Raw genomic sequence first — 25030 nt, 5'->3', positions numbered from 1 at the left:
GGGGAATGTGGTGGCTAAAGCGGCGGAGGGCGCAAGCTCTGGTTCAGGAGAAAAAGATATCAAGCGAGTTTTCTACAATGATGAAGAATGTCCCATTCGAAACGTAGTCGCTCAGATCGGTGATAAATGGTCTATGTTGTTGCTTTTTGCCCTAGTGGACGGCCCAGATCGCTTTAATTCCCTTAAATCGCGGGTTGTGGGCATTTCGCAGAGAATGCTGACCCAAACCTTGCGAGATTTAGAGCGCGAAGGTTACGTCAATCGTACGGTTTTTCCTGAAGTGCCTGTCAGGGTTGAATATGAGTTGACCGATATGGGGCGTGGACTCGTTAAGCCCCTTTACCAGCTGGTTTCTTGGGCCGAAGTACATCAAGAGGAAATCGAGAGCTCTCGTTTAAAGTATGACCAGCGTAGCTAGTTGCATTCATTGCCCGCAATAGCGTTATGCTCTTAGTCTGCCCTATACGCCCGAAGCTTTAAGAGTATGGAGAACACTGGTATTATCGCGCCTTTACGGCACGTTTTATCGTTTTACCTTCGACTTGTGGAATCCTCAGCAAGCCAAAGCCGCTTACTGAAGGGATTGGCAGTCTCTAGAGATGGTATGTTGGGCATCAAGCTCATGGCCATTTGCTCGCGATCGACCTAGCTTGATCACAGCTCCAAGTAATGCCTCGCCTTATATAATGCCATCTTTAGGTAGGCATTTGGCACCCTTGACGCTTACTGCTGTGTAAAAACTGGTCAAAACGCTGCTTTGTACAAGGCGCTTCTCGAAGCGGCGCTTTTAATATTTAGTTTATGGGTAGTTTTTCTGTGATTGAAAAAACGTATATTTCGCCGCAGTCCCTCTATGAGGATTCCTTCAAATTAGCGGCTCAGATTTTTGAAAGTGATTTTCGTCCAAATTACATTGTTGGTGTATGGCGTGGTGGTACGCCGGTGGGCATTGTTGTACAAGAATTGCTTGAGTTCTGCGGCGTAGAATCCGATCACATCGCCATTCGCACTTCATCTTATGATGGCATTGGTAAGCGTAGCGATAATGTACGTGTACACGGCTTGGGCTATATCGTTGATAAGATTAATTCGGATGACCGATTGCTGATCGTAGATGATATTTACGACAGTGGTTTGAGTGTGCAGGCTGTATTGCGTGAGCTTAAGGCTCGCTGTCGTAAGAACACGCCAGAAGATGTGCGTGTGGCGACTTTGTATTACAAGCCAAAGAACAACAAAACGGATAGCCAACCAGATTTTTACGTGCATGAATCGGAAGAGTGGTTGGTATTCCCCCACGAAATCTTAGGCTTGAGCCACGAAGAAATAGCCAACAGTAAGCCTGAGTTAGCGGGTTTGTTGGACAAAGTAAAAGAGTGGGCGCCTAAGGAAGCTTAGGCTGCATTGCGATGCTAGAGACTTCTAACCATTCGACAGCCACTCCATCGGGAGCCAAGGCAAAAGGACGCGCAGTATTACTGGTGCTTGATTCTTTTGGTGTTGGTGCCAGTGCTGACGCCCAAAACTTTGGCGACGTAGGTGCCAACACCTTAGGGCATATTGCTGAGCAGTGCGCCAATGGTCAATGTGAAGATGGTCGCAGTGGGGCATTAAATTTACCTAATTTGGCAAAGCTCGGCTTGTTTAAGGCTGGGCAAGAAAGCGATAGCTTTATTGCAGCTCTAAATCAGTTAGCCGACGCAGAAACTTCCATCATTGGCAGCTATGCCTATGCCAAAGAGCTAAGTACTGGTAAAGATACTTCCAGTGGCCACTGGGAGATGGCAGGCGTTCCAGTTTTTTTTGATTGGAGCTACTTTGAGGCCAAAAGCAATAGCTTTCCAGAGGCTTTGGTGGATGCAATATGTAAGGCGGGAGACCTGCCTGGAATTCTTGCTAACTGTCACGCCTCGGGCACGGAAATCATTGCTCGTTTGGGTGAAGAGCATATGGCCAGTGGTAAGCCTATTGTTTACACCTCTGCCGATAGCGTAGTGCAAATTGCAGCTCACGAAGAGAGTTTTGGCTTAGAACGCTTGCTTGAATTGTGTGAGGCAACTCGCAAGATATTGGATGCCGATGAAAACCTGAATGTGGGGCGAGTAATTGCTAGGCCTTTTGTGGGCACTTGCGCCGAAGATTTTATACGCACAGGTAATCGTCGAGATTATTCTGTGCCACCGCCTTCAGCCACCTTATTGGATAATTTGCTGGCAGCCGGAGGCGAAGTATATTCGGTAGGTAAAATTGCAGATATATTTGCCCAGCAGGGCATTAGCCACCGCTATAAAGCCAATGGTATTGATGCCTTGTTCCAGCAGACCATGGCGGCGCTAAGTGATGCTGGTGCTGAAAATGAAAGTAAAGGTGCTCTGATATTCACTAACTTTGTTGATTTCGATTCTAGCTTTGGTCATCGCCGTGACGTTAATGGTTACGCTAAGGCCTTGGAAGAATTTGATGCAATGCTTCCCGCTTTATTGAATGCGCTGAACGAAAATGATTTGCTAATTATTAGTGCCGATCATGGTTGTGATCCAACTTGGCCTGGCAGTGATCACACTCGTGAGCATGTGCCTGTTTTAGCTTACAAAAAAGATTTAAGCCCTAAAAACCTAGGTAAACGAGAAAGCTTTGCCGATATAGGGCAGAGCATAGCCAGCCATTTAGGGTTGCCGCCCTTGGAATATGGCAAGAGCTTTATCTAATGCTCGACTTAACATGATCGAGCGTAAAACAAAATATAAAATATAGGAAAGCAAAACATGCCTTCTTTACATATGAATGCGCCCGATGGTGCATTCGCTGAAACTGTCATCATGCCGGGTGACCCATTACGTGCCAAATATATTGCTGAAACCTTTTTGGGTGATGCCAAACAAGTGACCGATGTGCGCAATATGTTGGGCTTTACTGGCAGCTATAAAGGTGAGCCACTGTCAGTGATGGCTCATGGTATGGGCACGCCATCGGCACTGATTTATTGTACTGAGCTAGTGCAGCATTATGGTGTAAAGCGTATGTTGCGCGTAGGTAGCTGCGGCGCTGTTCATCCAGATGTACAACTGCGCGATATTATCATTGCGCAAAGTGCTTCAACAGATTCTGCCGCAATGAAGCAACGATTTGGGGCTTTTGATTTTGCAGCAACAGCGACTTATGACTTGTTGGAAAAAGCCGTAACTTCGGCCCGTGAAATAGGCACGCAGCATCGTATAGGTTCTATTTTTACCAGCGATATATTTTACTGGCCCGAAGGTGACATCTACGACCGTTTGGCTAAGTACAATATCTTGGCTATAGAAATGGAAGCGGCAGCGGTTTATTCCGTAGCGGCAGAGTTTAATGTGGAAGCCCTAGCCATCGCCACTGTGAGTGATCATATTCGAACCGGTGCTGCACTAAGCACTGATGAGCGCCAGACTACATTCGATCAAATGATCGAACTGGCCCTAGCGACGATCTCCAAATAAATACCGGGGTCAGAACCCAAGGGTTCTGACCCCAATCGAAGCCACAGCTAGCAAATTCACGGCAGCGCATCAACTCAACTTCAATACCTTAAACTGCTTATTATTCACCAAGCAATCCACCTGCTGAAAAAATCGCTGAGCCTTCTTTTCAATCCCAATAAAACTATTCACCACAAAATACGCTCGGCCGGATGGTAATAAATGATCCCGCGCACTTTTTAAAAACTTATCGCACAATTGATTTTCAACATCGAAGCCCTGATGAAAAGGCGGGTTGCAAATCACGGTATCAACCTTCTCGCTAATATTCGCTGCACAATCATCGGCAATCACCCGATAGGGGGCAGACCCCTTTGGGGTCTGACCCCGGTGCTCTTGCACATTGCGTAAGTTTGCCGAGCAGCTAGCCACAGCCGCAGCGTTATTATCAGTGGCTATCAAAAGCTCTAAATCATTACTTAAAGCCACCCCTACACTTAATAAGCCATAGCCACATCCAAGATCCAGCACTCTTTTCGCTGGCTGTACTTTCAGTTCGGTAGAGAGTGCTTCTAAGAGCAATAAACTACCCTGATCCAACTTGTTCCAGCCAAATTGCCCAGGTTTGCTTTGGATATCAAAGCCTTGATGCTCAAGGCAGGGGCGTAACTCTTGGTAGTCTTGGTCGTCTAGCAGGGTGATGTTCTGTTGCTTAGTTACCGTTGCGTAGCATAGGTAATCCAAGCCGTGTTTTTCTATCTCGCAGTTGCCCAATAACTTCTTAAGTGTTTTTGCGTAGCTTTTAATGCCTTGGTTTTTCTGTCCGGCAAATACCAGCTCGCCGCCGTCTTTTAAGACTGACAAGGCTTGATTAATAATATGGTGGTTTACGGCTTTTTCTTTGCTTAAGCGAAACGCTAGGCAGTCTAAGCTTCCAGTTTCATGGCCTTGCTTAATATCCCAATCGCAAAAAATGGCCTTGTCGCTTTGGGCGGCCACATCGAAACGGTTGCTAACGATAGTGCAGCTATCTGGCAGCGTGGCAACACTATCCAGAGTGTTTTCATCAAGGCACAGTACGCTGCTGTCGCAGTTACGTAAGTAGGGTAGGCAAAGTCGAATAGCAGAATCCATAGGTCTTTAAGCTCTTTGTATTTTTGCCTACTTAAAATAAGGAGGCTTCTTCGGCGCTAAGCTCACGATATTCACCTTCTTGCAGATCGCCAAGCTCAATTTTACCGACACTTTTGCGGTGTAATTCCACAACGCGATTATTCACTGCGCCAAACATGCGCTTAACCTGGTGGTAGCGGCCTTCGCTAATGGTGATCTCAAGCTCATTGCTGAATAGCTTTGTAATCTCAGCAGGTTTGCAAGGTTTTGGCTCGCCTTGCAATCGCACGCCGTTTCTTAAAATCTCAATGTCTTCATCGCTGATATCGCCTGCCAAGCAGACATAATAGCATTTACCCTGATTTTTATTGGGAGAGGTAACTTTATGATTCCATTGCCCGTCATCGCTGATCAATACTAGGCCGGTGGTATCTATATCCAAGCGTCCGCAGATTTGCAGTGTGGATTTGCGAGGCTCATCAAGCAGTTCTAGTACGGTAGGATGTTCATCATCTTGATTGGTGCATACATAACCTTGCGGTTTGTATAGAGCAAAGTAGCGCGGCCGCGCAGCGTTGATAAGGTCACCATCGACAATGACTTCATCGTTTTCATTAATTTTAATGCTGGTATCTTTTTGAATATCACTGTTTACAGTAATGAAGCCTTGCTTTGCTAAGCGTTGTACTTGCTTGCGCGAAAGCTCAGTGGCGCTGGCGATAAATTTATCTAAACGAATCATAAATACCTTCAAATGCTATCAAGCTGCAGGCTTTCAGGAAGTGCGCTCTGCCAATCAAAACCGTGCAATAAATGTTGCCAGCAGTCGTCTAGCTCGGCCCATAAAACGATTGTTTCTGCTGTAATTGGGTGTTGCAACTGCAAATAAGCGGCATGCAGCATTAGGCGAGGGCAGTTGAGCTGCTCTTTAAAATAGCGATTGTGTCGCCCCCGGCCATGCTTTGCATCTCCAATGATTGGATGGCTAATATGTTTGCAGTGCCGGCGAATCTGGTGCTTACGCCCTTGCTCGGGTTCGGCCCAAACTAAAGAGTAGCGACTCTTATCAAAGCCTTCTATTTTAACGTCCAACTCGGTGGTGGCTAAACGTTTGATTTGGGTTTGCGCGCTTTGAGCCGGTTTGTCTTGCTGGGCTTTTTTATCGACAATCTTATCGAGCTTCTCTTTTAAAGCGTGATCGATAAATATATCTTCCGGCGCCCACCCGCGAACCACTGCTAAATAACCTTTATGCCACTTACTGTCTTTAGCTACTTGCTGTTTATTCATCAAGGCTGCAACTTCACTAGAAAGTGCAAAAACCAAAACCCCAGAGGTTGGTTTATCCAGGCGATGAATAGGGAACACATGCTGACCGATCTGATCACGTAAAATTTGCATCGCAAAACGTGTCTCATGACGATCTATCATACTGCGATGCACCAGCAAACCGCTGGGCTTATTTACCGCAAGTAGATATTCATCTTGATAAAGAATGGTCAGTGTTTCTGTCATGTGATTGCTAGCGAAAGAAGATTTAAAAGTATCAGTTCTGCAGCTTCGATAGCTTAAAGGGGCGGGTATTCTTCAGGGGGCTTCTTTTGCAGGAAGCAAAAGCAGAGCCCCACGGACGGGTTTATGCGTCCCCCTGAAGAATACCCGCCCCTTTAAGCGGATTAAAAAAGAACAGGCAGTTTTTAACTACCCAATCTTTTTCTCACCAGAATCAACCGACTGATAAATCAAAGTATTAATGGTCATTGGGCCAACACCGCCAGGGACCGGCGTATAGGCAGCCACACGATCCACCAAAGGACCAAGCTCAATATCACCAACACCACCCGGATGATAGCCAGCATCAACCACAACTGCGCCGTCTTTGATCCACTCAGCCTTAATAAACTCAGGCTTACCCACCGCGCCCACAATAACATCGGCTTGATTAATATGATCAGCCAGGTTTTGCGTGCGAGAATGGCAAATTGTTACCGTCGCATTGGCGCCAAGCATCATCATCGCCATCGGCTTACCCAAAATAGGGCTGCGGCCAACCACAACAGCATGCTTACCTTCAAGATCGATATTGTAGGCTTCCAAAAGGCGCATAATGCCCTTAGGGGTCGCACAGCCATAGGCTTCTTCACCCATGCTCATACGGCCAAAGCCAAGGCATGTTACACCGTCAACGTCCTTCTCTAGTGCAATAGCATCAAAGCAAGCACGCTCATCGATTTGAGCCGGCACCGGGTGTTGTAACAAAATGCCGTGGACATTGGGGTTGTTGTTTAAAGAGTCGATCTCAGCCAGTAGCTGCTCAGTAGTAGTCTCTTCAGGTAGCTCTACCTTTAAAGAATCCATGCCAATACGCTGGCAGGCATTACCTTTCATCTTTACATAAGTAGCAGAGGCAGGATCGCCACCCACTAGAATAGTGGCCAAAATAGGCGTTTGGCCGCCACTGCGGGCTTTTAGGGCCTCAACGCGGCTAGACAGTTCTTCTTCTGTTTTTTGGGCAAGGGCTTTGCCATCTAACAGTAGGGCAGGCATAGGCTAAATCTCGGGCAATTAAAAACGGCGTATTCTCCCATAGCTGAGCCAGTAGGCCAACAATTGGGCTGAATTAAGGGCCACTAAATTAGATATAGAGCAGTGCTTCCAGGGGCGGTATTGTGCATGACCGTTAAATCGCCAAAGCGGCCAAAATAACGACATAAGTTGCTGAATTAAAAGAAATTTAACTTTTTTCAAAAAAGACGTTGACGACCATAGGGGGGCTCTGTATTATTCGCACCTCTTCAAACGCGGTCGTTACCGAGTTTGCAGTCGGAGTGTAGCGCAGCTTGGTAGCGCATCTGGTTTGGGACCAGAGGGTCGGGGGTTCGAATCCCTCCACTCCGACCATCTTTTTTAAGAGCGACGTTTGACCTTATAGGCGCCCGTAGCTCAGCTGGATAGAGCATCCGCCTTCTAAGCGGATGGCCGCAGGTTCGAGTCCTGCCGGGCGCGCCATTTTCCCTATAAGCCCATCCAGCGACACCCTCAAGGATATTCATCCTTTGCAGTGGTGGCTGTAGCTCAGTTGGTAGAGCCCCGGATTGTGATTCCGGTGGTCGCGGGTTCGATCCCCGTCAGCCACCCCATTATTTCTTTCGGCTATTAATCTTCAGCACTGACTTTGTAGCTCGAATTCTCATTTTTAAAGCTAAGATTCTTTCTATAAATCCGCGCCCGGAGAATACTGCCTTCGCATTGTCTTTTATCGCCCCCGCCGATAAATATTTTAGTGGTCGCCTCTATATGATTAACAATAGGGTATTTATGCTGCCCGGTTAATAATTTCATCTGTGGTATTGAAACTTTGGCCTCTCCAAGCGTTCATCAGCAAGGTATAGCAGATTTTTTGTAGATCTCGATATTGTATTGCTGTTGTATAGCAAAGTGGGCTGTTTTTAATAATTTTACCGTGTTTAGAGTCGTTATATATTGCTAATGTAATAACGAATGCAGCTAGTGAAATTTCTCTTTCGGCAATTGTTCATTATGGCCGCAATAGTTTTGGTTTTAATGTTAGCGGGAGTAAGCGTAGAGCTTCGCTAAATTCAACATAGCAGCTTTCGCTCTTGCTATGGGTCTCGTTTAAGCAATTGTGTTTGTTGGGCTGTTGAAACTCTTGATAGGGGCGGTATGTATCTTACGGTACACGCCGTCGTAATCTTCGGGTTTTGTTTCTAATAAATAACGCAACAAAATCTATGGGGCTATCTATTCTAGGGGGGATTCTTTGCATAAGTTCTGGTAGCTCCAGCTCGCTTTATCTACGTGCCTATGAGTTTAGACGTCGTTTTTAGCAAGGTAGTCTATTATCCTCAGCTGTCCTTCAATTCTTGATAATCTCACCCTCAGCAAGCTACATGAGTCGATATGTCTCTGTTTTTGCCAAGCTTCCACTGATGAATACAAAGTTGTCGATTTAAGAGGCGTTTAAGAAGAGCCTAATTTAAAAGATTACCACTTTAAGGATGTAATATGCGTAACCTATTTTTTACCCTTGCATTGCTAATATCTCCACTGTCCTTGGCAGGCGATTCTAGCCAGAGCATTGAAGATTTTATGCAAGATTATTTAGATGGATATGAAAAGTATCTAACAGCGAGTGAAGATGCGGATATCGCCTGGGTCACAGAGCATTTTTCAGAGCCCCTTGTAATGATGCCACCAACGGGGCCCGCACCTATGGCCACACATGAAGCTTTCGCCCCTAATATTAAGTACTTTATGGAAGAGGCACTTAAAAAGAAGGGAGTCGTCAAACTGGAATGGACTAAGTTGCAAGTGGCTAAGTTGAGCGGCTCGCAGGCTTTGGTAAGTGGGTTGGCAAATGCACTTGATAAAAATAATCGAACAGTGGAGCAGCGAGCATCTATATATCTCCTAACCAAAACAGAGGATGGTTGGAGCGTATCGGTCAACTTACCTCATTCGCCAAATACGGTGCCCACAGTAAAGTAACCTCGCTCACTACTAGTGGGGCATGAGCAATGCTATGTAGATACTAGGCTTTATTGTTCGAAGGTTTAACTCTGTATTTACGCATCGTTAATACATGGATGTTTTCGATATGCTTGCTAATTCGATTTTGTTTAAGGCATCTTATAAATCGAAAGGTAGTTATACCCCATGGAAAACAAAAGCCAGTGTCGTATAGATAGTTTTTGACCTCTTAGCACATGATCAGAGTAAGCGAGCCGGATCTGCCTAGAGTGAGTGTCAAATGTTATCAAAAGTATGAAACGCCTGTATTTTGTAAGTATCTTATTCTTATGGAATGCTTAGATTTTCGTGGATGTAATATACATCATTGTTTTTAAGGTTCTCTTTTTCTGAAATAGTCCTTCCGTCAAGAAGGGCTATGGCCGCCCTTTGACCGCTTTGGCAATAAAATACATAGTTTTTATCCGTCTCAATTTGTAGTGATTTACTCAGATCCTCTAGCGGAATATTCATCCCTCCTCGATTAAACGCCAAATGCTCTGCCTTACTGCGCACATCAATCAAAACCGTATTCTCTGCTGGAAGCTTCTCAAAATCCGCCCAGCTAATTTTCTGTTCTTCAGGAATGTTTTCAATAAGCTGCTCGTAGTCTTGATAGCCGCTAGCGTAATCCAAATAATTCTTTTCACCGCTGCATAGCTCGCAGTCATTAGATTTAAAAAGATTAATCGATCGGCTATTGAGGCCATGGATAATTTGTAATCTATTGCTGTTGCTACTTACACCATTTGCGTTGATGTGGGCTAGGTAATCTATGGCTAATAGCGCTTGCATATTAGCTACAATACCCGGCACAACGCCCAGTACACCGGCTTGGTTGCAGTTCGGAGTTTCAGCAAGTTCAGGGTATAGGCAGCGAAAGCAGGAGTGTTCTGGTTTGATCAGTGCGACCTGGCCTTCAAATCCCAATACGCTGGCGTAGACCCAGGGTTTGTTATAGTGTGCGCAGATATCATTGATTAGATAGCGGCTATGAAAGTTATCGGTGCAGTCTAAAACGAGGTCGCTACGCTTAATAAGCTGATGCGCATTATGCGGATTTAGTTTGTGGGGGAAGGCGATAATTTTGACGTCGCTATTGTTGGTCTGCAATTTTTCCTTTGCGGCTTGGGATTTGTTTTTGCCGATGTCAGGCTCGCTAAATAGGATCTGCCTTTGCAAATTACTTAGGCTCACATGATCTTCATCGACTAGGGTAATCTCACCAATGCCAGCGGCCGTTAAATACTGGGCGGCGGGGCAGCCCAGGCCACCTAGGCCGATAATAAGTATTTTACTTTGTTTAAGCCTGAGCTGCCCAGATTCGCCAAAGCTCGACAATTGAGTTTGACGCAGGTAGCGCTGCTGTTCTTGTTGGCTTAGTTGCAAATTATCTTTTGAAGACATGGCTTAAGGGCTGCTAGTTCGTGAGTTTATTGAGTTAGCTGCTGATCGAGTGTCAGTCGGCTGCTGCTTGTTTGGGGCTGATTACTCTCGATTAGCTTTTGTAGCTGCCTGCAGGTAGCTTCTGGGCTCTCGGCTTTGCTGATGGCGGATATAAGTGCGATGCCGCTACTGCCACATTGGGCCACTTCAGCGATATTTGATTCATTGATACCGCCAATGGCAACAAGTGGGCGTTTTTGCTGGGCTAACGCTTCGCACCAATACTCTAAGCCGGCGATACCATGGGGTATCCAGGGCATCTCCTTGCTGTACGTGGCAAAAACTGGGCCGCAGGCAATATAAGAGGGGTTTATGGCTAAACAGCGGACCAATTCAAAATGAGTGTGGTTACTTATGCCTAGGCGCAGGCCAGATTGTGCAATTGCTTGTAAATCAGCTGTGTCAGCGTCTTCTTGGCCTAGGTGAATGCCATAAGCGCCGAGCTCAATGGCAAGCTGCCAGTGATCGTTAATAAATAAACGGCATTGGTATTGTTCAGCGAGCTGGATGGATTTTTTAATTTCTTCTTTTAAAGCACCACCTTCAAGGTTCTTGATGCGCAATTGTATGGTGCTTATGCCAAGAGGCAGCAAGCGCTCTAGCCACTCATAGCTATCGACAACAGGGTAAAGGCCCAAGCTTTGGCGGCCTTGAGCATCAAGAGTTCTTCCGCAGCTATCACCAATACAATCAGGAAAATCAAAAGGGCTGATCTTGTTTTTATGGAGTTCACGGTAGCGCGGCCAATGACTCTTGGGAAAGCCACAAGCTTTTACTGACCCTTTTTGTTCGTTTACCGCCTCGGCATTTTGTATAGCTTCGGCCAAAATCATATTGGCGATGACGAGTGCATCTACCATGTCATAAGCTAGCGCGAGGCAAGCCGCAATGCTGCTTGCAAGGGCGCATCCCGTTCCTCGGCTGTTGTTGTTACTTTGGCGGGGCTGCTCTAGTGCAAAACTGTGTTGCTCATGGCTGATGATATCGGTGATTAGCGAGGATTGTTTATCACCATGACCACCTTTTATATAAACCCAGGGCGTGCCATGTTCGTGAAAAACATCGGCTGCTTTTTGAATATCTTTTTCTGTTTTAATGGTTAGCTGGCTGAGCTCGGCGGCCTCCAGCAAATTGGGGCTAATAAGCTCGCAATGGGGCAGCAGCTTTTCAATGTGTTTATTAACGTTACTGTCGGCCAGAGCTTGGCCGCTACTGGCAATGGTAACCGGGTCAAAAATGACGGGTAGGGAGTTTATCCTCGGTAGGACTTCACATAGCCAGTTGAGTTGTTCAATGCTCGCGATAAGACCAACTTTTATGGCTTGGGGCTTTAGGGCAAGGGCGGCATCTAGTTGACCCTGGCAATCGGCAATTGAGCTTATCGTCGATGCATAAACACCGTTATTGTTTTGCGCCGTTACGGCGGTTACTACCTGGCAGCAATGCACGTTGAGGGCTTCGCAAAAACGAGCATCGGCTTGCAGCCCAGCTAAACCTGAGCTGTCGCTGCCACCTATGCACAACACGGCTGGGCGGTTGCGGCCTTTACGTGGCGCAGCGTGACTTTGTGCTGGGCTATTTAAAGGGCGGTGTAACTTTTTATCCATCATGATTTATCGTTTTCTTATCGCGCAAGCGAGTACTTTTAGTAAGTGGAGTTTGAGGCATTAGGGTGTTGAATCTTGGTGCCAAAACGGAGTACCCAATGTAGGGGTGCTGGGTTGTGCGGTTTCTTGCTCTTGAATAATTCCCGCTTCATAGGCGAGGCGTCCAGCTTGTACCGCAAGCCCCATGGCTTCACCCATTGCAATCGGCTTATTTGCCGAGGCGACTGCGGTATTTAGCAAAACGGCGTCGTAACCTAACTCCATCGCCTGGCTGGCATGGGAGGGGGCTCCGATCCCGGCATCCACAATCAACGTAGCTTCTGGTAAACGTTGGCGAAGTTGCTTTAAGGCGTAAGGGTTCATTAGGCCTTTACCTGTGCCAATTGGTGCACCCCAAGGCATGAGTATCCGACAGCCCGCAGCGAGCAATTTCTCACACAGCACAAAATCATCCGTGCAGTAGGGAAAGACTTCGAAGCCTTGTACGCATAACTCCTGGGTAGCTTCGAGCAATGCAAAAGGGTCGGGTTGCAAACTGTAATCATCACCAATAACTTCGAGTTTAATCCAATTGGTATTGAACAGTTCTCGAGCCATTTGTGCGGTGGTGATGGCCTCTTTGGCGCTATGGCAGCCTGCAGTATTGGGTAGGATATTGATATCCAGTTCTTTTAATAAATTCCAGAACTGTTCACCCGCGGCACCATCAAACGCTTGGCGGCGCAAAGAGACGGTAACGATATCACTTTGGCTGGCGCGAATGGCCTTGCACATAATGTCGGGTGAGGGGTAAAGCGCGCTACCTATCAATAAACGGCTATTAACTTCTCTATCGGCAATTTTCCACATAGCCTATCCACCCTGCATAGGTACAAGTAATTCGAGCTCATCCCCTTCACGCAATGAGGATTTATCGTATTGCTCGCGGGGAACAAAATTGCCATTTAATGCGACTGCAAACTGCTTGGGTAGCTGCAGGGCCGAATTTTCTTCTTTGAGGTTGGCAAAGAAATCTGTCAGTGTTTTGTACTGCGTAATCTTAATGTTTTTACCGTTTAGAGTGATATTCATAGTGATTTTAATTGGGCCGATTAAATTGTTTTGAATTTGTCATTTCTATCGATTTATCCATGTTTTATTCTTGCGAATCAATCATTGCTTCACTCAATCTGGCTAGCTCTACGTTTTTCTGACATTCACCATGAAATAAACGCGCCGTGATATCGGCGAGGGCTGGAGCGAGTAAAAAGCCATGTCTAAATAAGCCGTTAATCTGGCTTAAGCCTTTGCTGTGTTTAATCAAGGGTTGATTGTCAGGCCGGGCTGGGCGGCAATTGCTTTGGCTTTCAACAATTCGTGCTTCGGCAAAGCCTGGGTGAATGGTGTAGAGCGCCGAAAGCAACTCCAAAGCTGAGCGAACACTAAGGGGGCTATAGTCTTCAGATTCTATCTGTGTAGCACCAAGCACATATTCATAGTTTGGCTTGGGAACCAAGTAAAGCCGATAGCGCGGATGCATTAGCCTAACCATATGCTTTAAGCGCACCTCTTTGCTGTATACCCTTATTACTTCACCTCTTACGGCTCTTAAACTTTGAATATCGTTTTTAGCGCCAAGCCCACGGCAATCAAATATATGGTCGAATGCTTCTGCGCCATTGTCACTCACCAGTTGATTGTCGCTAATAGATCTAACTTCACAGTTTTCACGCCATTTGATATCGGCGGTCTCTAACTGCTTAGCCATGCAATCCATTACAGCGTGGTTATCCAAATAGGCCTCGCTTTTTAAAAAGGTGGCTTGATCGAAGTGCTGTGCCAGTTCTGGGGCTAGCTCGCTGAGTTGTTGCTTGCTTAGCAATAGGGCTTCTTTCTGTTGGCCAGCTAGGGCGTTTAATTTTGCCTCTAACTGTTGATTGAAATTGTGTAAGCTGCCGATATCTTGGCGATGAGCTAAGACTAAGGTTCCTGATTCCGCCATTAGATCTTCAGCATTCCAAACCTCTAGCCAGTCTCGCCACAGTGCGATACTGTGCTGGCCCAACAAAAAGATATTATCTTCGGCCGCTTCCAGCTCACTAAAAGGCGCTAACATTCCGGCGGCGGTATAGGCTGCTGCCGAGCCGTGGTTTTTGCTATCCTTATCAAACAGCGTGATACGATGCTCGTAGCCGGATAGGCGCCAAGCTAAGCAGCGCCCCATAATACCGGCACCCACAATCGCTAAGTTTTTGGGTTCTGTATTGCGGTTGAGACTAGCCACGCCTGCTTACACCTCTTGGTAAATCTCGCTGCCATTTGCTTTAAATTTCTCGGCCATCTCTTCCATTCCGGTGTTTGCAAAATGGGTTTCCGGGGATGTCAGTGATTCCGGGTTTTGTGCGGCGTAATCGCGAACCTCTTGGGTGATTTTCATCGAACAGAACTTGGGGCCACACATAGAGCAGAAATGTGCCACCTTGGCGGATTCTTTGGGTAGAGTCTCGTCATGAAATTCGCGGGCACGATCAGGGTCGAGGCTTAGGTTAAATTGATCTTCCCAACGAAATTCAAAGCGGGCTTTGGATAGGGCGTTATCTCTTATCTGGGAAGCAGGGTGGCCTTTCGCAAGGTCAGCAGCGTGCGCCGCAATTTTATAGGTGATAATACCTTCTTTTACATCGTCACGGTTGGGAAGCCCTAAGTGTTCTTTTGGTGTTACATAGCAGAGCATGGCGCAGCCATACCAGCCGATCATCGCCGCCCCAATGCCCGAAGAAAAGTGATCGTAGCCAGGTGAAATATCTGTCACTAAAGGGCCAAGTGTGTAGAAGGGGGCTTCATGGCAGTGTTTTAACTGCTCATCCATATTCTCTTTCACCATGTGCATGGGAACATGGCCCGGGCCTTCGATAAATACTTGTACATCGTGTTTCCAGGCAATTTTGGTTAGCTCGCCTAGGGTGCGCAGCTCAGCAAATTGGGCTTCATCATTGGCATCGGCGATAGAACCTGGACGAAGGCCGTCACCTAAGGAGAAGGTCACATCGTAGGCCTTCATAATCTCACAGATTTCTTCAAAGTGCGTATAGAGAAAATTCTCTTTGTGGTGTGCCAGGCACCATTTGGCCATGATAGAACCGCCGCGGGAAACAATACCGGTGACACGTTTTGCAGTCATGGGAACGTAGCGTAGTAGAACCCCTGCATGAATAGTGAAATAATCCACGCCTTGTTCGGCTTGTTCAATCAAGGTATCGCGAAAGACTTCCCAGCTAAGATTCTCGGCAATGCCATCAACTTTTTCCAGGGCTTGATAAATAGGTACTGTGCCAATGGGCACTGGTGAGTTACGCACAATCCATTCACGGGTTTCATGAATGTTTTTACCGGTAGACAGATCCATCACGGTATCGCCGCCCCAGCGCGTGGACCATACCAATTTTTCAACTTCTTCTTCGATGGAGGAGGTGACTGCGCTGTTGCCAATATTGGCGTTGATCTTAACCAGAAAGTTGCGACCGATAATCATCGGTTCAGATTCCGGGTGATTAATATTTGCTGGAATAACAGCCCGGCCGGCGGCAACCTCTGAGCGAACAAATTCCGGGGTAATAAATTTCGGTGTATTGGCGCCAAAGTTTTCACCAGGGTGTTGGCTTTTTGAGGCTTCTTCGATAGCAGCTTCTTCTAGGGCTAGATTTTCCCGAATGGCGATATATTCCATTTCCGGCGTGATAATGCCTTGCTTGGCGTAGTGCAGTTGGGTAACACTTTTGCCAGCTTTAGCCCGTAAAGGTTTTCTGGTGGTGTGAAAACGCAGGGCTTCCAATCCAATATGCTGAGCTCTGTGCTGGGTATAATCAGAGCTAAATCCGGCTAATTCTTCGCAGTCATCTCGCTCGTCTATCCAGTTGTGGCGTAATGGCGCCAAGCCTTTGCGAACATCAATCGCAATATTGGGGTCAGTGTAGGGCCCAGAGGTATCGTAAATGCGTACAGCTGGATTTTCTTCTAAGTGGCCGTCTTGTTGATGTGTTGGCGATTGCGAAACTTCACGCATGGCAACGCGAATGTCCTCACGGCTTCCGCGGATATAAATTTTTTTAGAGTTCGCTAGGGGCGTGGTTGATAGTTTATCAACGCTGGCAGATTCGCTTAAAAAAGCTGTTTGGCTATTCGGCTTCGACATGTTTTGCTCCAAAAAGAGAAAATACATGCGGCCTGACGGAGAGAGGCTGGAATAGCCCTATTGGTCCCTTTGGTCAAAGACTTGTTTCCTACGCAGGTACTAACCTGTTCAGGTGCAACGGGTTTGGATTTTCCATCTCAGCCATGGTGTAACGATATGGATCGATAACACTTAGGCACCCCGACAAGACGCGTGATGGGGCCATTCTAACCACTAGATTCCTTATTGATCAACAAATATTTATGTTTATTGATTGTCTATTGTATGTGTTTGAACTATTGATCTTCGTTTAAAAACGAGAGCTTCAATAAGAAAGAGGATGGTTCGACTGAGAAATTGATGAGAGGCATCGACTTATGTTGGAAAGCTTAGTATTACAAACTTATGCGAATGTGCTTTTCCGTCTGTATTGTTTTGGGGCGATATAAATCTGCAATAAACTTATTGTGGCTCTTACCTTGTAGGTCATAAACAAAGGTGTCTTGTTTCCAGCGTTCGATAGTATCAATGCAGCGAATCCCGTTCTTTAGAAAGCGGCCATTGTATCGAAAGCCCGTTTTCTCAACCTTTAAGTTGGGGCAATTTACACTGGGGTAGCGATGCTTTTTATAGGCTAAAAGTATATGGCCGTAACGCGAGTCCACTGCGAATACGCGCCAAGCTATAGCTGGGTTTTTATCGATTGTGTGCATATTTACGAGTGGTGGGTCGGTATCGTCAAGAGCAAAAACAAGATAGGTATTTTGCCCTTTATAAAACACATTCATTTCAGGTTTTTTAAGTTCTGAAATGGGGATGTAATAGTAGGGCGCGGAGCTGGAGTTTTTGTAGATTATGCTGCCAACGGCAAGCAGTAGTAAAAAAATGATAACAGCAAAAAACTCAAATTTCGTTCGTTGGCTAAGCGCTTGTTGGCTTTGTTCTTCTTGTTTAGCGAACTGATGCATTATGTGAGCGCTGGGCAAATAAGGATAGTGGTAGATATAAATGAAGTGGTACCTTCTTGTCAAAAGCAATTGTCTGATTTTGTGTTGCAGTTCTTTAAGAAGGTATCTGCTTGTAGGGCGCCGTTTTTACCGTTAGTTTTACTCTGTAATATCTTCTGCACTGAAATTACTGAAGTGGTGTTTGCTTGCAGAAATGGCAATTTTGCTTATGTTGCTGTGTAGATGAGATTTGTCGCCTTTCACTAGTAGTCTTTTATAAACAATATCGATGTTTAGTGGTTTTAGATCCAATTGTTGGCCGTTGAGTACAAAGGCGTGAATATTGATAGCGACCTTCCTGAGAAGGTCAATCGTGAAACTCACCAAGCCCTCAAAGTCTTTAATACGGCAAATAACCTGAATTAAGCGTCCGCTTTTATACATTTTTACAATCTCATGCAGCTGGGGTTTGCCGTCCAGGTTTAAGTCGAAAACAGGCAGTACCAAAGCATTTAGCTGTTTGGCGGGTAGGTGACGCACTAGTTTTTCCGAGACAGTATGCCCATCCATGAAACTTTCCTTTCAACTAACAATATTTAGCCAAGCTTAACCCAGCTGCTAGCGCTTTTGATTCAGCGGCTAGTGTTGTTTTTTGAATTGAAAATCTTAGAAATTCAGTGTCTTAGGGAGTTCTGGGTAGTAAATAAGTAGGATCTTTTAGGCTTGGCTTGGCTCAAGTTGCTTTTTCTTGGCCCGCTCGAATAGGCATGTATAAAAAGCGACCGCACTTAGGGCGGCCGAGTAGGGTACAATGATGGGCTATCCCGCCCATAACTAAAAATTATTACATGGGTGACTAGAAAGCAAGCACTATTGACTGAATTTTGTGTGCAAAGATTAATCGGTCTAAGTGACTAGCTGCTCATTTCTTAAACGTATAAAGCCAAATTCTTGTGCCAAATCAATGGCGTGACATTTTGTCGCAGCTTTTCCTTGAAAAGCTAATATAGCTTGGTGTTCAATAATATTGATTCTCAATTTAATTTAAGGAAAACCTTATGAAATCTATTTTTGCCTTGCCATTGATGTTGTTGGCTTCAAGCTCATTCGCTGCTTGTAACTTAGAGGTGGAGGCCAATGATGCAATGCGTTTTAACCTGCCCGAAATGGCTGTAGATGCATCTTGCAAAGAGGTTACTGTTAAATTGAAGCATGTAGGTAAGCTACCTGCTGCCAGCATGGGCCATAACTGGGTGTTAGCAAAAACAGCTGACGTTGCTCCGCTAGCGACTGCTGGAATGAGTGCTGGTGCGGCGAATAGCTATCTGCCTGCTGGTGATGCCCGTGTTTTGGCGGCGACCAAGGTTATTGGTGGTGGCGAAGAGACAGAAGTTAAGTTTGATTTGAGCAAACTAGAAAAGGGCGGCGATTACAGCTTCTTTTGCTCTTTCCCAGGTCATTGGGCCATCATGAAAGGTAAGTTTGTTATTAAGTAAAACAAACAGAAATGCGCGACTGCTATAGCGAATTAATGCTACAGTCGCGTATCTTCTCGCTGCGCCGTACCCCAGCGGTGCAATTGACCATCGCAGCCCTCGATCACAAATTCCACCTCTCCACTTTGCGTATCCAGTTCAAAGCGCCCGCTATTGAGGTCAATGCAAGCCTGTGTTTTGGCGGCATGGCTTTGTTGGCTATAAGAAATGCTAGCGCTAACAATCATTGCAGAAACAAAAAGGCTAGAGATAAGCACTAATGTTGTGGGTAGTTTTTTGTCTTGCTTGTGTGAAGATATCATTTTAACTGTACCTCAACGGATGACTAACGCTGTTAACGTACTTAAAGTATAGCTTTTATTGGAAGGGCTGCTGCCGGTTTGCTTGCTATTACAGCAGTGACATATTCAAGTCGCGCTCGTCCTGCTGAATCTTCACGGTTTCAATATCTTTCTTGATCGCGTTATTTGGACGGCTTTGTGCAATATCATCCTGCCAAGACAAGATGTCGTAATACTGTCTAATATTTTGCACATATTTGACCGGCTCGCGGCCGCGAGCATAGCCGTATTTTAGGGTGCTGTAGTACTTCTTTTGGGCGAGTAGCGGTAGGCGTTTTTTCACATCTTGCCATTGATTTGGGTTGCCGCCTAAGCGTTGGGTGAGTACTCGAGCATCTTCTAAATGAGCGAAGCCTACATTGTATGCAGCAAGAGCAAACCACGTTCGGTCGTCACCTTGAATGCCCTTGGGTAGCCGCTTGAAAATACTTTTAAAATATCGCGCACCACCTTCAATACTCTGTGCCGGATCGGTTCTATCATCAATCCCCATTTCTCTGGCAGTTGCCTTGGTGAGCATCATTAAGCCACGAACGCCGGTGTATGATTTGGCGTTTTTATTCCAGTGTGACTCTTGATAGCTTATTGCAGCTAATAGATTCCAATCTAAATTGTGTTCTTTAGATGTGCTTTTCAGCATTTCACGCCATTGGGGAAGGCGAGTTTGTACTCTTCTATAGAAGGCTACGGCGTCGGTATAGTCCATTTTTTTAATGTGACTGTAATGCTGAGCTGTAAGCTGCTCTAGCTTGCCATTTTCATAAATACTTTGCATAAACGCCGCCGCCGCATTGTATAGGCTATGGTCGGCGGTGTTAGAAAAATTCCATGCAATCTCGCTAGATTCAGACAATGAGAACGCGATGCGAACCTCTGGGTAGAGGTGTCGACTAATATCAAATATATTCGAGTCAACAACGGCGTAATCTAACAGGCCGCCCTGTACCTCGGCGATTAAGTTAATATTATCGGTATCAGCGAGCTCTTCCCAACGTAAATTTGAATGTAGCTGTTGTAATTTTTTTAAGCTATGACTGTGATGGCTGCCAAACTCTACGCGCAGTGATTTACCGATAACATCTTCAATGGATTTGGGCTTTTCTGTGCCTTTTTTGTAAATTAAATATTCTTTTACAAATAAATAAGGAACACCTTGGCGAACTGGGAATAGGTGTCGGCGGGTATTAGCTGCACCGATGTCGTAGGTTTCCTTGGCGACACCATATTGCAATTGGCTTAATGTTTGTGGGCTCTTTAACTTGATGTCAACGCCAAGGTATTGCGCAAACTGTTTTAATAAAGCGGCCTCAAATTCTAAATGTGGCGCTACATGGCCATCATCTTGCGCACCTTTAGCGGCAGCAACTAGGTAGCCCCGCTGTTTTATGCGATCGAGTTGCGATGGAAAGTGGCTGGAATACAAGCAGCTGGCGAAAAATAATAGTATGACGCCTCGGCTAACATGGCGGAGGGCAGTTCGCATTGAAATCATCGTCGCGCCTCCTGTCTTAAGCTTGCATGAGTGAATGGTTTGTTGCGTATGTAATACCTAGAAGTGAGGTAAAGAGGTTTAAGTTGAGACGCGCTCATCTTTGGTTTGCTTACCTAGATCCTGCCTTCAGGTATCAGCTCTTTCTATAGTTATAGTGTATCTAAGCAAAGCTTAGCTCACCAGTACCAGAACGCTCAGTAGTGTGCAAAATTTCGTACAATTGTGTTAATGGATATTAAGCGCTAGGCTGTTTAAGCTCGGATGTCATGGGCTATGTAGCAATAGTAGCCACTTTGTTTTCTTTAGGCTGAGCGGCTTTTTTAATGGATTAATGGCTTTTGCGTTGCTTAAATTTTAATCACTCGGCCGCCTTGTTTGAAAGCTTCATTAAGCCGCCGTCATTTTACCTAGCTAGATGTAAGGATTACCTTGCTGCTGGAGTCCAGCCATTGCTAGACCGAAGCTGTGCAGCCTAGTACAATACCGCGCCTATCTTCTAGGCCCAGGTAGGTCTGAGACCCTGGCTAACCCCCTGTTTTAAGAGGCGATTTAACACTATGCTGACCCTTCGCGGCGCTCCGGCACTTTCTTCTTTTCGTAAACAGAAACTTTTACAGCAATTACAGGCTGCAGACTCATCAGTGAGCGCGGTTTATGCTGAATATATGCATTTTGCAGAGCTTTCTGAATCTTTGAGTTCAGTTGAGCAAGAGGTTCTGGCCAAGTTAATGCATTACGGGCCCAGTGAGGCTGTGGAAGAGCCTGCTGGGGTTGCCTATGTGGTAGTGCCTCGCCCAGGAACGATTTCCCCTTGGTCTTCAAAGGCGACAGACATCGTCCATAATGCCGGACTCGCCAATGTGGAGCGCGTTGAACGTGGTATTGCTTACTATGTGGTTGGCGCTGAGCGCAGTAATGCTATTGCGGCTATTTTGCACGACCGTATGGTTGAAACGGTATTTACTGAAACAGAGCAGGCTAGCGCCTTGTTCCGCCATGAGAGTCCAAAACCCTCCAGTGATGTAGATATTCTAGGTGGTGGTCGCCCGGCCCTAGAGAAAGCCAATGTCGAGCTTGGCCTGGCGCTGGCTGACGATGAAATCGACTATCTGGTAGACAGCTTTAAAGAGCTAAACCGCAACCCGGTCGATGTCGAGTTGATGATGTTTGCGCAAGCTAACTCAGAGCACTGCCGCCACAAGATTTTTAATGCCAGCTGGACTATCGATGGTGAAGATCAAGATCTATCACTGTTTAAGATGATCAAAAACACTTACGAACAGGGTGGCGAAAACGTACTCTCTGCTTATGCCGATAACGCCTCGGTGATCCGCGGTTCCAAGGCTGGTCGTTTTTACCCAGACCCTGAAACTCGCAGTTACGCCTTTAAACAAGAAGATATCCATATCTTGATGAAGGTTGAAACCCATAACCACCCAACCGCAATTGCGCCATTTCCAGGTGCGGGTACGGGCTCCGGTGGTGAGATTCGCGATGAAGGCGCGGTGGGCAAGGGCTCTAAGCCTAAGGTCGGCTTAACCGGTTTTACCGTATCTAACTTGCAGATCCCTGAGTTTATCCAGCCTTGGGAGCAGGACTACGGCAAGCCTGGCCGCATTGTTTCCGCATTGGATATCATGATCGAAGGCCCTATCGGTGGCGCGGCCTTTAATAATGAGTTCGGTCGTCCGAATATCTGCGGTTATTTCCGTAGTTTTGAAGAAAATTTTGATGGCGAGCGCCGTGGTTACCACAAGCCGATTATGTTGGCTGGTGGTTACGGTAATATCAAAGAAGAGCATGTAGATCAGCATGAATTTGATGCGGGCACTAAGCTGGTTGTGCTGGGTGGCCCTGCTATGTTGATTGGCCTAGGCGGGGGTGCCGCTTCCTCTATGGCTTCTGGCTCTTCCAGTGAGGATTTAGATTTTGCTTCTGTTCAGCGCCAAAACCCTGAAATTGAGCGCCGTTGTCAGGAAGTGATCGATGCTTGCTGGCAGCAGGGCGAAAATAACCCCATTGCCTTTATTCACGATGTGGGTGCTGGCGGTCTTTCTAACGCCTTCCCTGAGCTAGCCAAAGACGGTGGTTGCGGCGCCCACTTCGAGCTGCGCAACGTACCCAATGATGAGCCGGGCATGAGCCCATTAGAGATTTGGTGTAACGAATCTCAAGAGCGATATGTGTTAGCGGTTAAGCCGGAAGATTTACCACGTTTTGAAGCGATTTGTCAGCGTGAGCGTGCGCCTTATTCGGTAGTGGGTACTGCGACAGATGATGATGTATTAATCGTTAACGATACCCACTTTGACGCCAAGCCTGTCGATCTACCTATGTCGGTACTGTTTGGTAAGCCACCTAAGATGCATCGCGAAGGCAATAAGCGCGATTATGAAACCCGGGCCTTTGATGGTGCCAATATTGAGCTTGGCGAAGCCATTCGCCGTGTATTGCAGCATCCTACGGTAGCCAGTAAGAGCTTTTTGATCACCATTGGTGATCGCACTGTAACCGGCCAGGTTGTACGTGATCAGTTCGTTGGTCCTTGGCAGGTGCCGGTAGCCGATTGTGCGGTAACTACTGCGGCCTACGACACCTATACCGGTAATTACGCCGGTGAGGCCATGTCGATGGGTGAGCGTACGCCGGTTGCACTGTTAGATGCGCCAGCCTCTGGTCGCCTAGCCATTGCTGAGTCGATCACCAATATCGCCGCTTCCAGCATTGCCGACATCAAAGATATTAAGTTGAGCGCCAACTGGATGTGTGCGGCCGGCCACCCAGGTGAAGATGAAAAACTCTATCGTACCGTTGAAACCGTCGGTATGGATTTGTGTCCTGCCTTGGGTATCACCATTCCGGTCGGTAAAGACTCTATGTCCATGCGCACTGCCTGGCAGCAAGACGGTGAAGATAAATCGGTAACTGCACCTTTGTCTTTGGTAATTACCGCGTTTGCGCCGGTTACGGATGTGCGCAAGACCCTGACGCCAGAGTTGCGTAGCGATAAGGGCAGTACCGATCTTGTTTATATCGATCTTGGTAACTTAAAGAACCGCATGGGCGGAAGCATCTTGGCTCAGGTGTATAACCAGATGGGTGATGCCCCAGCTGATGTAGATAGCGCCGAGCAGCTAAGGGCCTTCTTTGAGATTGTTCAGGCTGCTAATCAGGCAGGCAAATTGATTGCTTACCACGATAAAGGCGATGGCGGTTTATTGGCGACGATCGCAGAGATGTCCTTCGCTGGCCACGTGGGTGTTGATATCAATATCGACCTGCTAGGCGAAGATATTCTGGCCGCCTTATTCTCTGAAGAGTTGGGTGCGGTGGTGCAGATGCGCCGTGAATATGCTAACGACTTTATTGCTGAATTCGAAAAAGCCGGCATTCATGCCAGTAAGCTAGGTTGGTTAAACGATAAAGACTGCCTACGCATTGAAGCCAATGGCGAAGTGATCTACGAACAAGAGCGTGCGGTATTGCAGGCGGCTTGGAGCGAAACCAGCTACCGCATGGCGGCTCTGAGGGATAACGCCGATTGTGCACGCTCTGAGTTTGAGCAAATCACCAAAGTTGATCCTGGTTTAAGCGCTAACTTGAGTTACGACCCAAGTGAAGATGTTGCAGCGCCAATGATTGCTACCGGGGTAAAACCTAAAGTGGCTGTGCTGCGTGAACAAGGTGTTAACTCCCACGTTGAAATGGCCGCGGCATTTACCCGCGCGGGCTTTGAAGCCGTTGATGTTCACATGAGTGATATTTTGGCGGGCCGTATTAACTTGGCCGATGTTAAAGGTTTGGCGGCCTGCGGTGGTTTCTCCTACGGTGATGTATTGGGCGCCGGTGAAGGCTGGGCAAAAACCATTCTGTTTAATGAGCAGGTGCGTGATCAGTTCCAGAGCTTTTTCCATCGCGATGACAGCTTTAGTTTAGGCGTGTGTAATGGCTGTCAGATGATGTCGAATCTAAAAGATTTGGTGCCTGGTGCCGCACATTGGCCGCGTTTTGTACGCAACCGTTCTGAGCAATTTGAGGCGCGCCACTCAATGGTGCAGGTTCAAGAGTCGCCTTCGGTATTGTTGGCTGGCATGGCTGGCTCTAGCATGCCGGTTGCGGTTTCTCATGGTGAAGGTCGCGCTGAATTTGCTAGCGAAGAAGCTTTGCAGGCCTGTCATGATTCAGGTTTGGTAGCGCTGCGCTATGTGGATAATCACCTGCAGGTGAGCGAAACCTATCCGATGAACCCGAATGGTTCTCCTTTGGGTATTACCGCTTTGAGCAGTGAAGATGGTCGCTGCACCATTATGATGCCGCACCCAGAGCGTGTGTATCGTGCTGTGACTAACTCTTGGGCGCCTGATGCCTGGGAAGAAGATGGTGCTTGGACACGTTTGTTCCGTAATGCACGCGTTTTTGTTGATTAACTGTCGTTACTGTATTAGTTGTTGTTGCA

Annotated in this window: 21 protein-coding genes, 3 tRNA genes and 1 riboswitch; of the genes, 10 read left to right on the top strand and 14 right to left on the bottom strand. The window is 46.7% G+C overall.

Annotated features, from left to right (window positions below; all coding sequences use genetic code 11):
- Nucleotides 1-10 precede the first annotated feature (10 nt).
- The 4 genes from Q1A41_RS06330 (at nt 11) to deoD (ending at nt 3473) form a co-directional block, all read left to right on the top strand.
- On the top strand, nt 11-418 hold the full coding sequence (locus tag Q1A41_RS06330) for a helix-turn-helix domain-containing protein (RefSeq protein WP_299975974.1): 408 nt from the start codon (nt 11-13) through the stop codon (nt 416-418).
- Between the two features lie 398 nt (nt 419-816).
- On the top strand, nt 817-1398 hold the full coding sequence (locus Q1A41_RS06325) for a phosphoribosyltransferase family protein (RefSeq protein ID WP_363322339.1): 582 nt from the start codon (nt 817-819) through the stop codon (nt 1396-1398).
- 11 nt (nt 1399-1409) lie between these two features.
- The gene (locus tag Q1A41_RS06320) at nt 1410-2708 is read left to right on the top strand and encodes a phosphopentomutase (RefSeq protein ID WP_299975972.1); all 1299 of its coding nucleotides are present in this window, start codon (nt 1410-1412) and stop codon (nt 2706-2708) included.
- Nucleotides 2709-2765: 57 nt separating this feature from the next.
- Nucleotides 2766-3473 (top strand): purine-nucleoside phosphorylase, encoded by a 708-nt coding sequence (deoD, locus tag Q1A41_RS06315; RefSeq protein ID WP_299975970.1) that lies wholly within the window; start codon nt 2766-2768, stop codon nt 3471-3473.
- Nucleotides 3474-3542: 69 nt separating this feature from the next.
- Here the strand turns inward: deoD and Q1A41_RS06310 are convergent, their stop codons facing one another.
- The 4 genes from Q1A41_RS06310 to folD form a co-directional block, all read right to left on the bottom strand.
- Entirely contained in the window at nt 3543-4586 is a 1044-nt protein-coding gene (locus tag Q1A41_RS06310; protein WP_299975968.1) for a methyltransferase, read from the bottom strand.
- Between the two features lie 31 nt (nt 4587-4617).
- On the bottom strand, nt 4618-5307 hold the full coding sequence (locus Q1A41_RS06305) for a pseudouridine synthase (protein WP_299975966.1): 690 nt from the start codon (nt 5305-5307) through the stop codon (nt 4618-4620).
- Nucleotides 5308-5315: 8 nt separating this feature from the next.
- Nucleotides 5316-6080, bottom strand: coding sequence for a tRNA pseudouridine(65) synthase TruC (truC, locus tag Q1A41_RS06300; RefSeq protein ID WP_299975964.1), 765 nt, complete (start codon nt 6078-6080; stop codon nt 5316-5318).
- Between the two features lie 186 nt (nt 6081-6266).
- Complete coding sequence (folD, locus tag Q1A41_RS06295; protein WP_299975962.1) at nt 6267-7112, bottom strand: bifunctional methylenetetrahydrofolate dehydrogenase/methenyltetrahydrofolate cyclohydrolase FolD; 846 nt, start codon at nt 7110-7112, stop codon at nt 6267-6269.
- Nucleotides 7113-7389: 277 nt separating this feature from the next.
- Here folD and Q1A41_RS06290 point away from each other — a divergent pair.
- From Q1A41_RS06290 to Q1A41_RS06275, 4 genes are all read left to right on the top strand, one after another.
- A tRNA-Pro gene (locus Q1A41_RS06290) sits at nt 7390-7466 on the top strand.
- Nucleotides 7467-7497: 31 nt separating this feature from the next.
- Nucleotides 7498-7574: transfer RNA gene (locus Q1A41_RS06285), tRNA-Arg, on the top strand.
- 55 nt (nt 7575-7629) lie between these two features.
- Nucleotides 7630-7705, top strand: a tRNA-His gene (locus Q1A41_RS06280).
- An 886-nt stretch (nt 7706-8591) separates the two neighbouring features.
- Entirely contained in the window at nt 8592-9074 is a 483-nt protein-coding gene (locus Q1A41_RS06275) for a hypothetical protein (protein WP_299975960.1), read from the top strand.
- Between the two features lie 309 nt (nt 9075-9383).
- Here Q1A41_RS06275 and Q1A41_RS06270 read toward each other — a convergent pair whose 3' ends face one another.
- The 8 genes from Q1A41_RS06270 to Q1A41_RS06235 all read right to left on the bottom strand — a co-directional run bounded on the left by Q1A41_RS06270 (nt 9384) and on the right by Q1A41_RS06235 (nt 17815).
- A complete protein-coding gene (locus tag Q1A41_RS06270) occupies nt 9384-10502 on the bottom strand; it encodes a HesA/MoeB/ThiF family protein (protein WP_299975959.1) in 1119 nt (372 codons plus the stop codon).
- Between the two features lie 26 nt (nt 10503-10528).
- Nucleotides 10529-12151 carry a thiamine phosphate synthase gene (gene thiE, locus Q1A41_RS06265; RefSeq protein ID WP_299975956.1) on the bottom strand — a complete coding sequence of 541 codons (1623 nt, stop codon included), beginning with the start codon at nt 12149-12151 and terminating at the stop codon, nt 10529-10531.
- A 57-nt stretch (nt 12152-12208) separates the two neighbouring features.
- Nucleotides 12209-12997 carry a thiazole synthase gene (locus Q1A41_RS06260; protein WP_299975955.1) on the bottom strand — a complete coding sequence of 263 codons (789 nt, stop codon included), beginning with the start codon at nt 12995-12997 and terminating at the stop codon, nt 12209-12211.
- A 3-nt stretch (nt 12998-13000) separates the two neighbouring features.
- Entirely contained in the window at nt 13001-13219 is a 219-nt protein-coding gene (gene thiS / locus Q1A41_RS06255) for a sulfur carrier protein ThiS (protein WP_299975953.1), read from the bottom strand.
- A gap of 64 nt (nt 13220-13283) precedes the next feature.
- Nucleotides 13284-14411 carry a glycine oxidase ThiO gene (thiO, locus tag Q1A41_RS06250; RefSeq protein WP_299975951.1) on the bottom strand — a complete coding sequence of 376 codons (1128 nt, stop codon included), beginning with the start codon at nt 14409-14411 and terminating at the stop codon, nt 13284-13286.
- 6 nt (nt 14412-14417) lie between these two features.
- Entirely contained in the window at nt 14418-16319 is a 1902-nt protein-coding gene (gene thiC, locus Q1A41_RS06245) for a phosphomethylpyrimidine synthase ThiC (protein ID WP_299975949.1), read from the bottom strand.
- A 68-nt stretch (nt 16320-16387) separates the two neighbouring features.
- Nucleotides 16388-16512: riboswitch (TPP riboswitch) on the bottom strand.
- 181 nt (nt 16513-16693) lie between these two features.
- Entirely contained in the window at nt 16694-17266 is a 573-nt protein-coding gene (locus Q1A41_RS06240; RefSeq protein ID WP_299975947.1) for a hypothetical protein, read from the bottom strand.
- 138 nt (nt 17267-17404) lie between these two features.
- Nucleotides 17405-17815 carry a hypothetical protein gene (locus Q1A41_RS06235; RefSeq protein WP_299975945.1) on the bottom strand — a complete coding sequence of 137 codons (411 nt, stop codon included), beginning with the start codon at nt 17813-17815 and terminating at the stop codon, nt 17405-17407.
- A gap of 488 nt (nt 17816-18303) precedes the next feature.
- Between Q1A41_RS06235 and azu the strand changes: the two genes are divergently transcribed.
- Nucleotides 18304-18741, top strand: coding sequence for an azurin (gene azu / locus Q1A41_RS06230; RefSeq protein WP_299975943.1), 438 nt, complete (start codon nt 18304-18306; stop codon nt 18739-18741).
- 38 nt (nt 18742-18779) lie between these two features.
- Here azu and Q1A41_RS06225 read toward each other — a convergent pair whose 3' ends face one another.
- Both Q1A41_RS06225 and mltF read right to left on the bottom strand, forming a co-directional pair.
- Nucleotides 18780-19043, bottom strand: coding sequence for a hypothetical protein (locus tag Q1A41_RS06225; RefSeq protein WP_299975941.1), 264 nt, complete (start codon nt 19041-19043; stop codon nt 18780-18782).
- 88 nt (nt 19044-19131) lie between these two features.
- A complete protein-coding gene (gene mltF, locus Q1A41_RS06220; protein WP_299975940.1) occupies nt 19132-20574 on the bottom strand; it encodes a membrane-bound lytic murein transglycosylase MltF in 1443 nt (480 codons plus the stop codon).
- Between the two features lie 557 nt (nt 20575-21131).
- Between mltF and purL the strand changes: the two genes are divergently transcribed.
- Nucleotides 21132-25001, top strand: coding sequence for a phosphoribosylformylglycinamidine synthase (gene purL / locus Q1A41_RS06215; protein WP_299975938.1), 3870 nt, complete (start codon nt 21132-21134; stop codon nt 24999-25001).
- Nucleotides 25002-25030: the final 29 nt, after the last annotated feature.

Origin of the sequence: uncultured Pseudoteredinibacter sp., assembly GCF_947502065.1 — a bacterium.
Classification (GTDB): Bacteria; Pseudomonadota; Gammaproteobacteria; order Pseudomonadales; family Cellvibrionaceae; genus Pseudoteredinibacter.
Note: the sequence above shows the minus strand (reverse complement) of the source record. Positions and strands in the feature narration are given on the sequence as shown.

Bases quoted from the DNA above. Each gene is read 5' to 3' on its own strand.
- Q1A41_RS06320 (WP_299975972.1), top strand. From the start codon at position 1,410: ATGCTAGAGACTTCTAACCATTCGACAGCCACTCCATCGGGAGCCAAG.
- deoD (WP_299975970.1), top strand. From the start codon at position 2,766: ATGCCTTCTTTACATATGAATGCGCCCGATGGTGCATTCGCTGAAACT.
- Q1A41_RS06310 (WP_299975968.1), bottom strand. From the start codon at position 4,586: ATGGATTCTGCTATTCGACTTTGCCTACCCTACTTACGTAACTGCGAC.
- Q1A41_RS06305 (WP_299975966.1), bottom strand. From the start codon at position 5,307: ATGATTCGTTTAGATAAATTTATCGCCAGCGCCACTGAGCTTTCGCGC.
- truC (WP_299975964.1), bottom strand. From the start codon at position 6,080: ATGACAGAAACACTGACCATTCTTTATCAAGATGAATATCTACTTGCG.
- folD (WP_299975962.1), bottom strand. From the start codon at position 7,112: ATGCCTGCCCTACTGTTAGATGGCAAAGCCCTTGCCCAAAAAACAGAA.
- Q1A41_RS06275 (WP_299975960.1), top strand. From the start codon at position 8,592: ATGCGTAACCTATTTTTTACCCTTGCATTGCTAATATCTCCACTGTCC.
- Q1A41_RS06270 (WP_299975959.1), bottom strand. From the start codon at position 10,502: ATGTCTTCAAAAGATAATTTGCAACTAAGCCAACAAGAACAGCAGCGC.
- thiE (WP_299975956.1), bottom strand. From the start codon at position 12,151: ATGATGGATAAAAAGTTACACCGCCCTTTAAATAGCCCAGCACAAAGT.
- Q1A41_RS06260 (WP_299975955.1), bottom strand. From the start codon at position 12,997: ATGTGGAAAATTGCCGATAGAGAAGTTAATAGCCGTTTATTGATAGGT.
- thiS (WP_299975953.1), bottom strand. From the start codon at position 13,219: ATGAATATCACTCTAAACGGTAAAAACATTAAGATTACGCAGTACAAA.
- thiC (WP_299975949.1), bottom strand. From the start codon at position 16,319: ATGTCGAAGCCGAATAGCCAAACAGCTTTTTTAAGCGAATCTGCCAGC.
- Q1A41_RS06240 (WP_299975947.1), bottom strand. From the start codon at position 17,266: ATGCATCAGTTCGCTAAACAAGAAGAACAAAGCCAACAAGCGCTTAGC.
- Q1A41_RS06235 (WP_299975945.1), bottom strand. From the start codon at position 17,815: ATGGATGGGCATACTGTCTCGGAAAAACTAGTGCGTCACCTACCCGCC.
- azu (WP_299975943.1), top strand. From the start codon at position 18,304: ATGAAATCTATTTTTGCCTTGCCATTGATGTTGTTGGCTTCAAGCTCA.
- Q1A41_RS06225 (WP_299975941.1), bottom strand. From the start codon at position 19,043: ATGATATCTTCACACAAGCAAGACAAAAAACTACCCACAACATTAGTG.
- mltF (WP_299975940.1), bottom strand. From the start codon at position 20,574: ATGATTTCAATGCGAACTGCCCTCCGCCATGTTAGCCGAGGCGTCATA.
- purL (WP_299975938.1), top strand. From the start codon at position 21,132: ATGCTGACCCTTCGCGGCGCTCCGGCACTTTCTTCTTTTCGTAAACAG.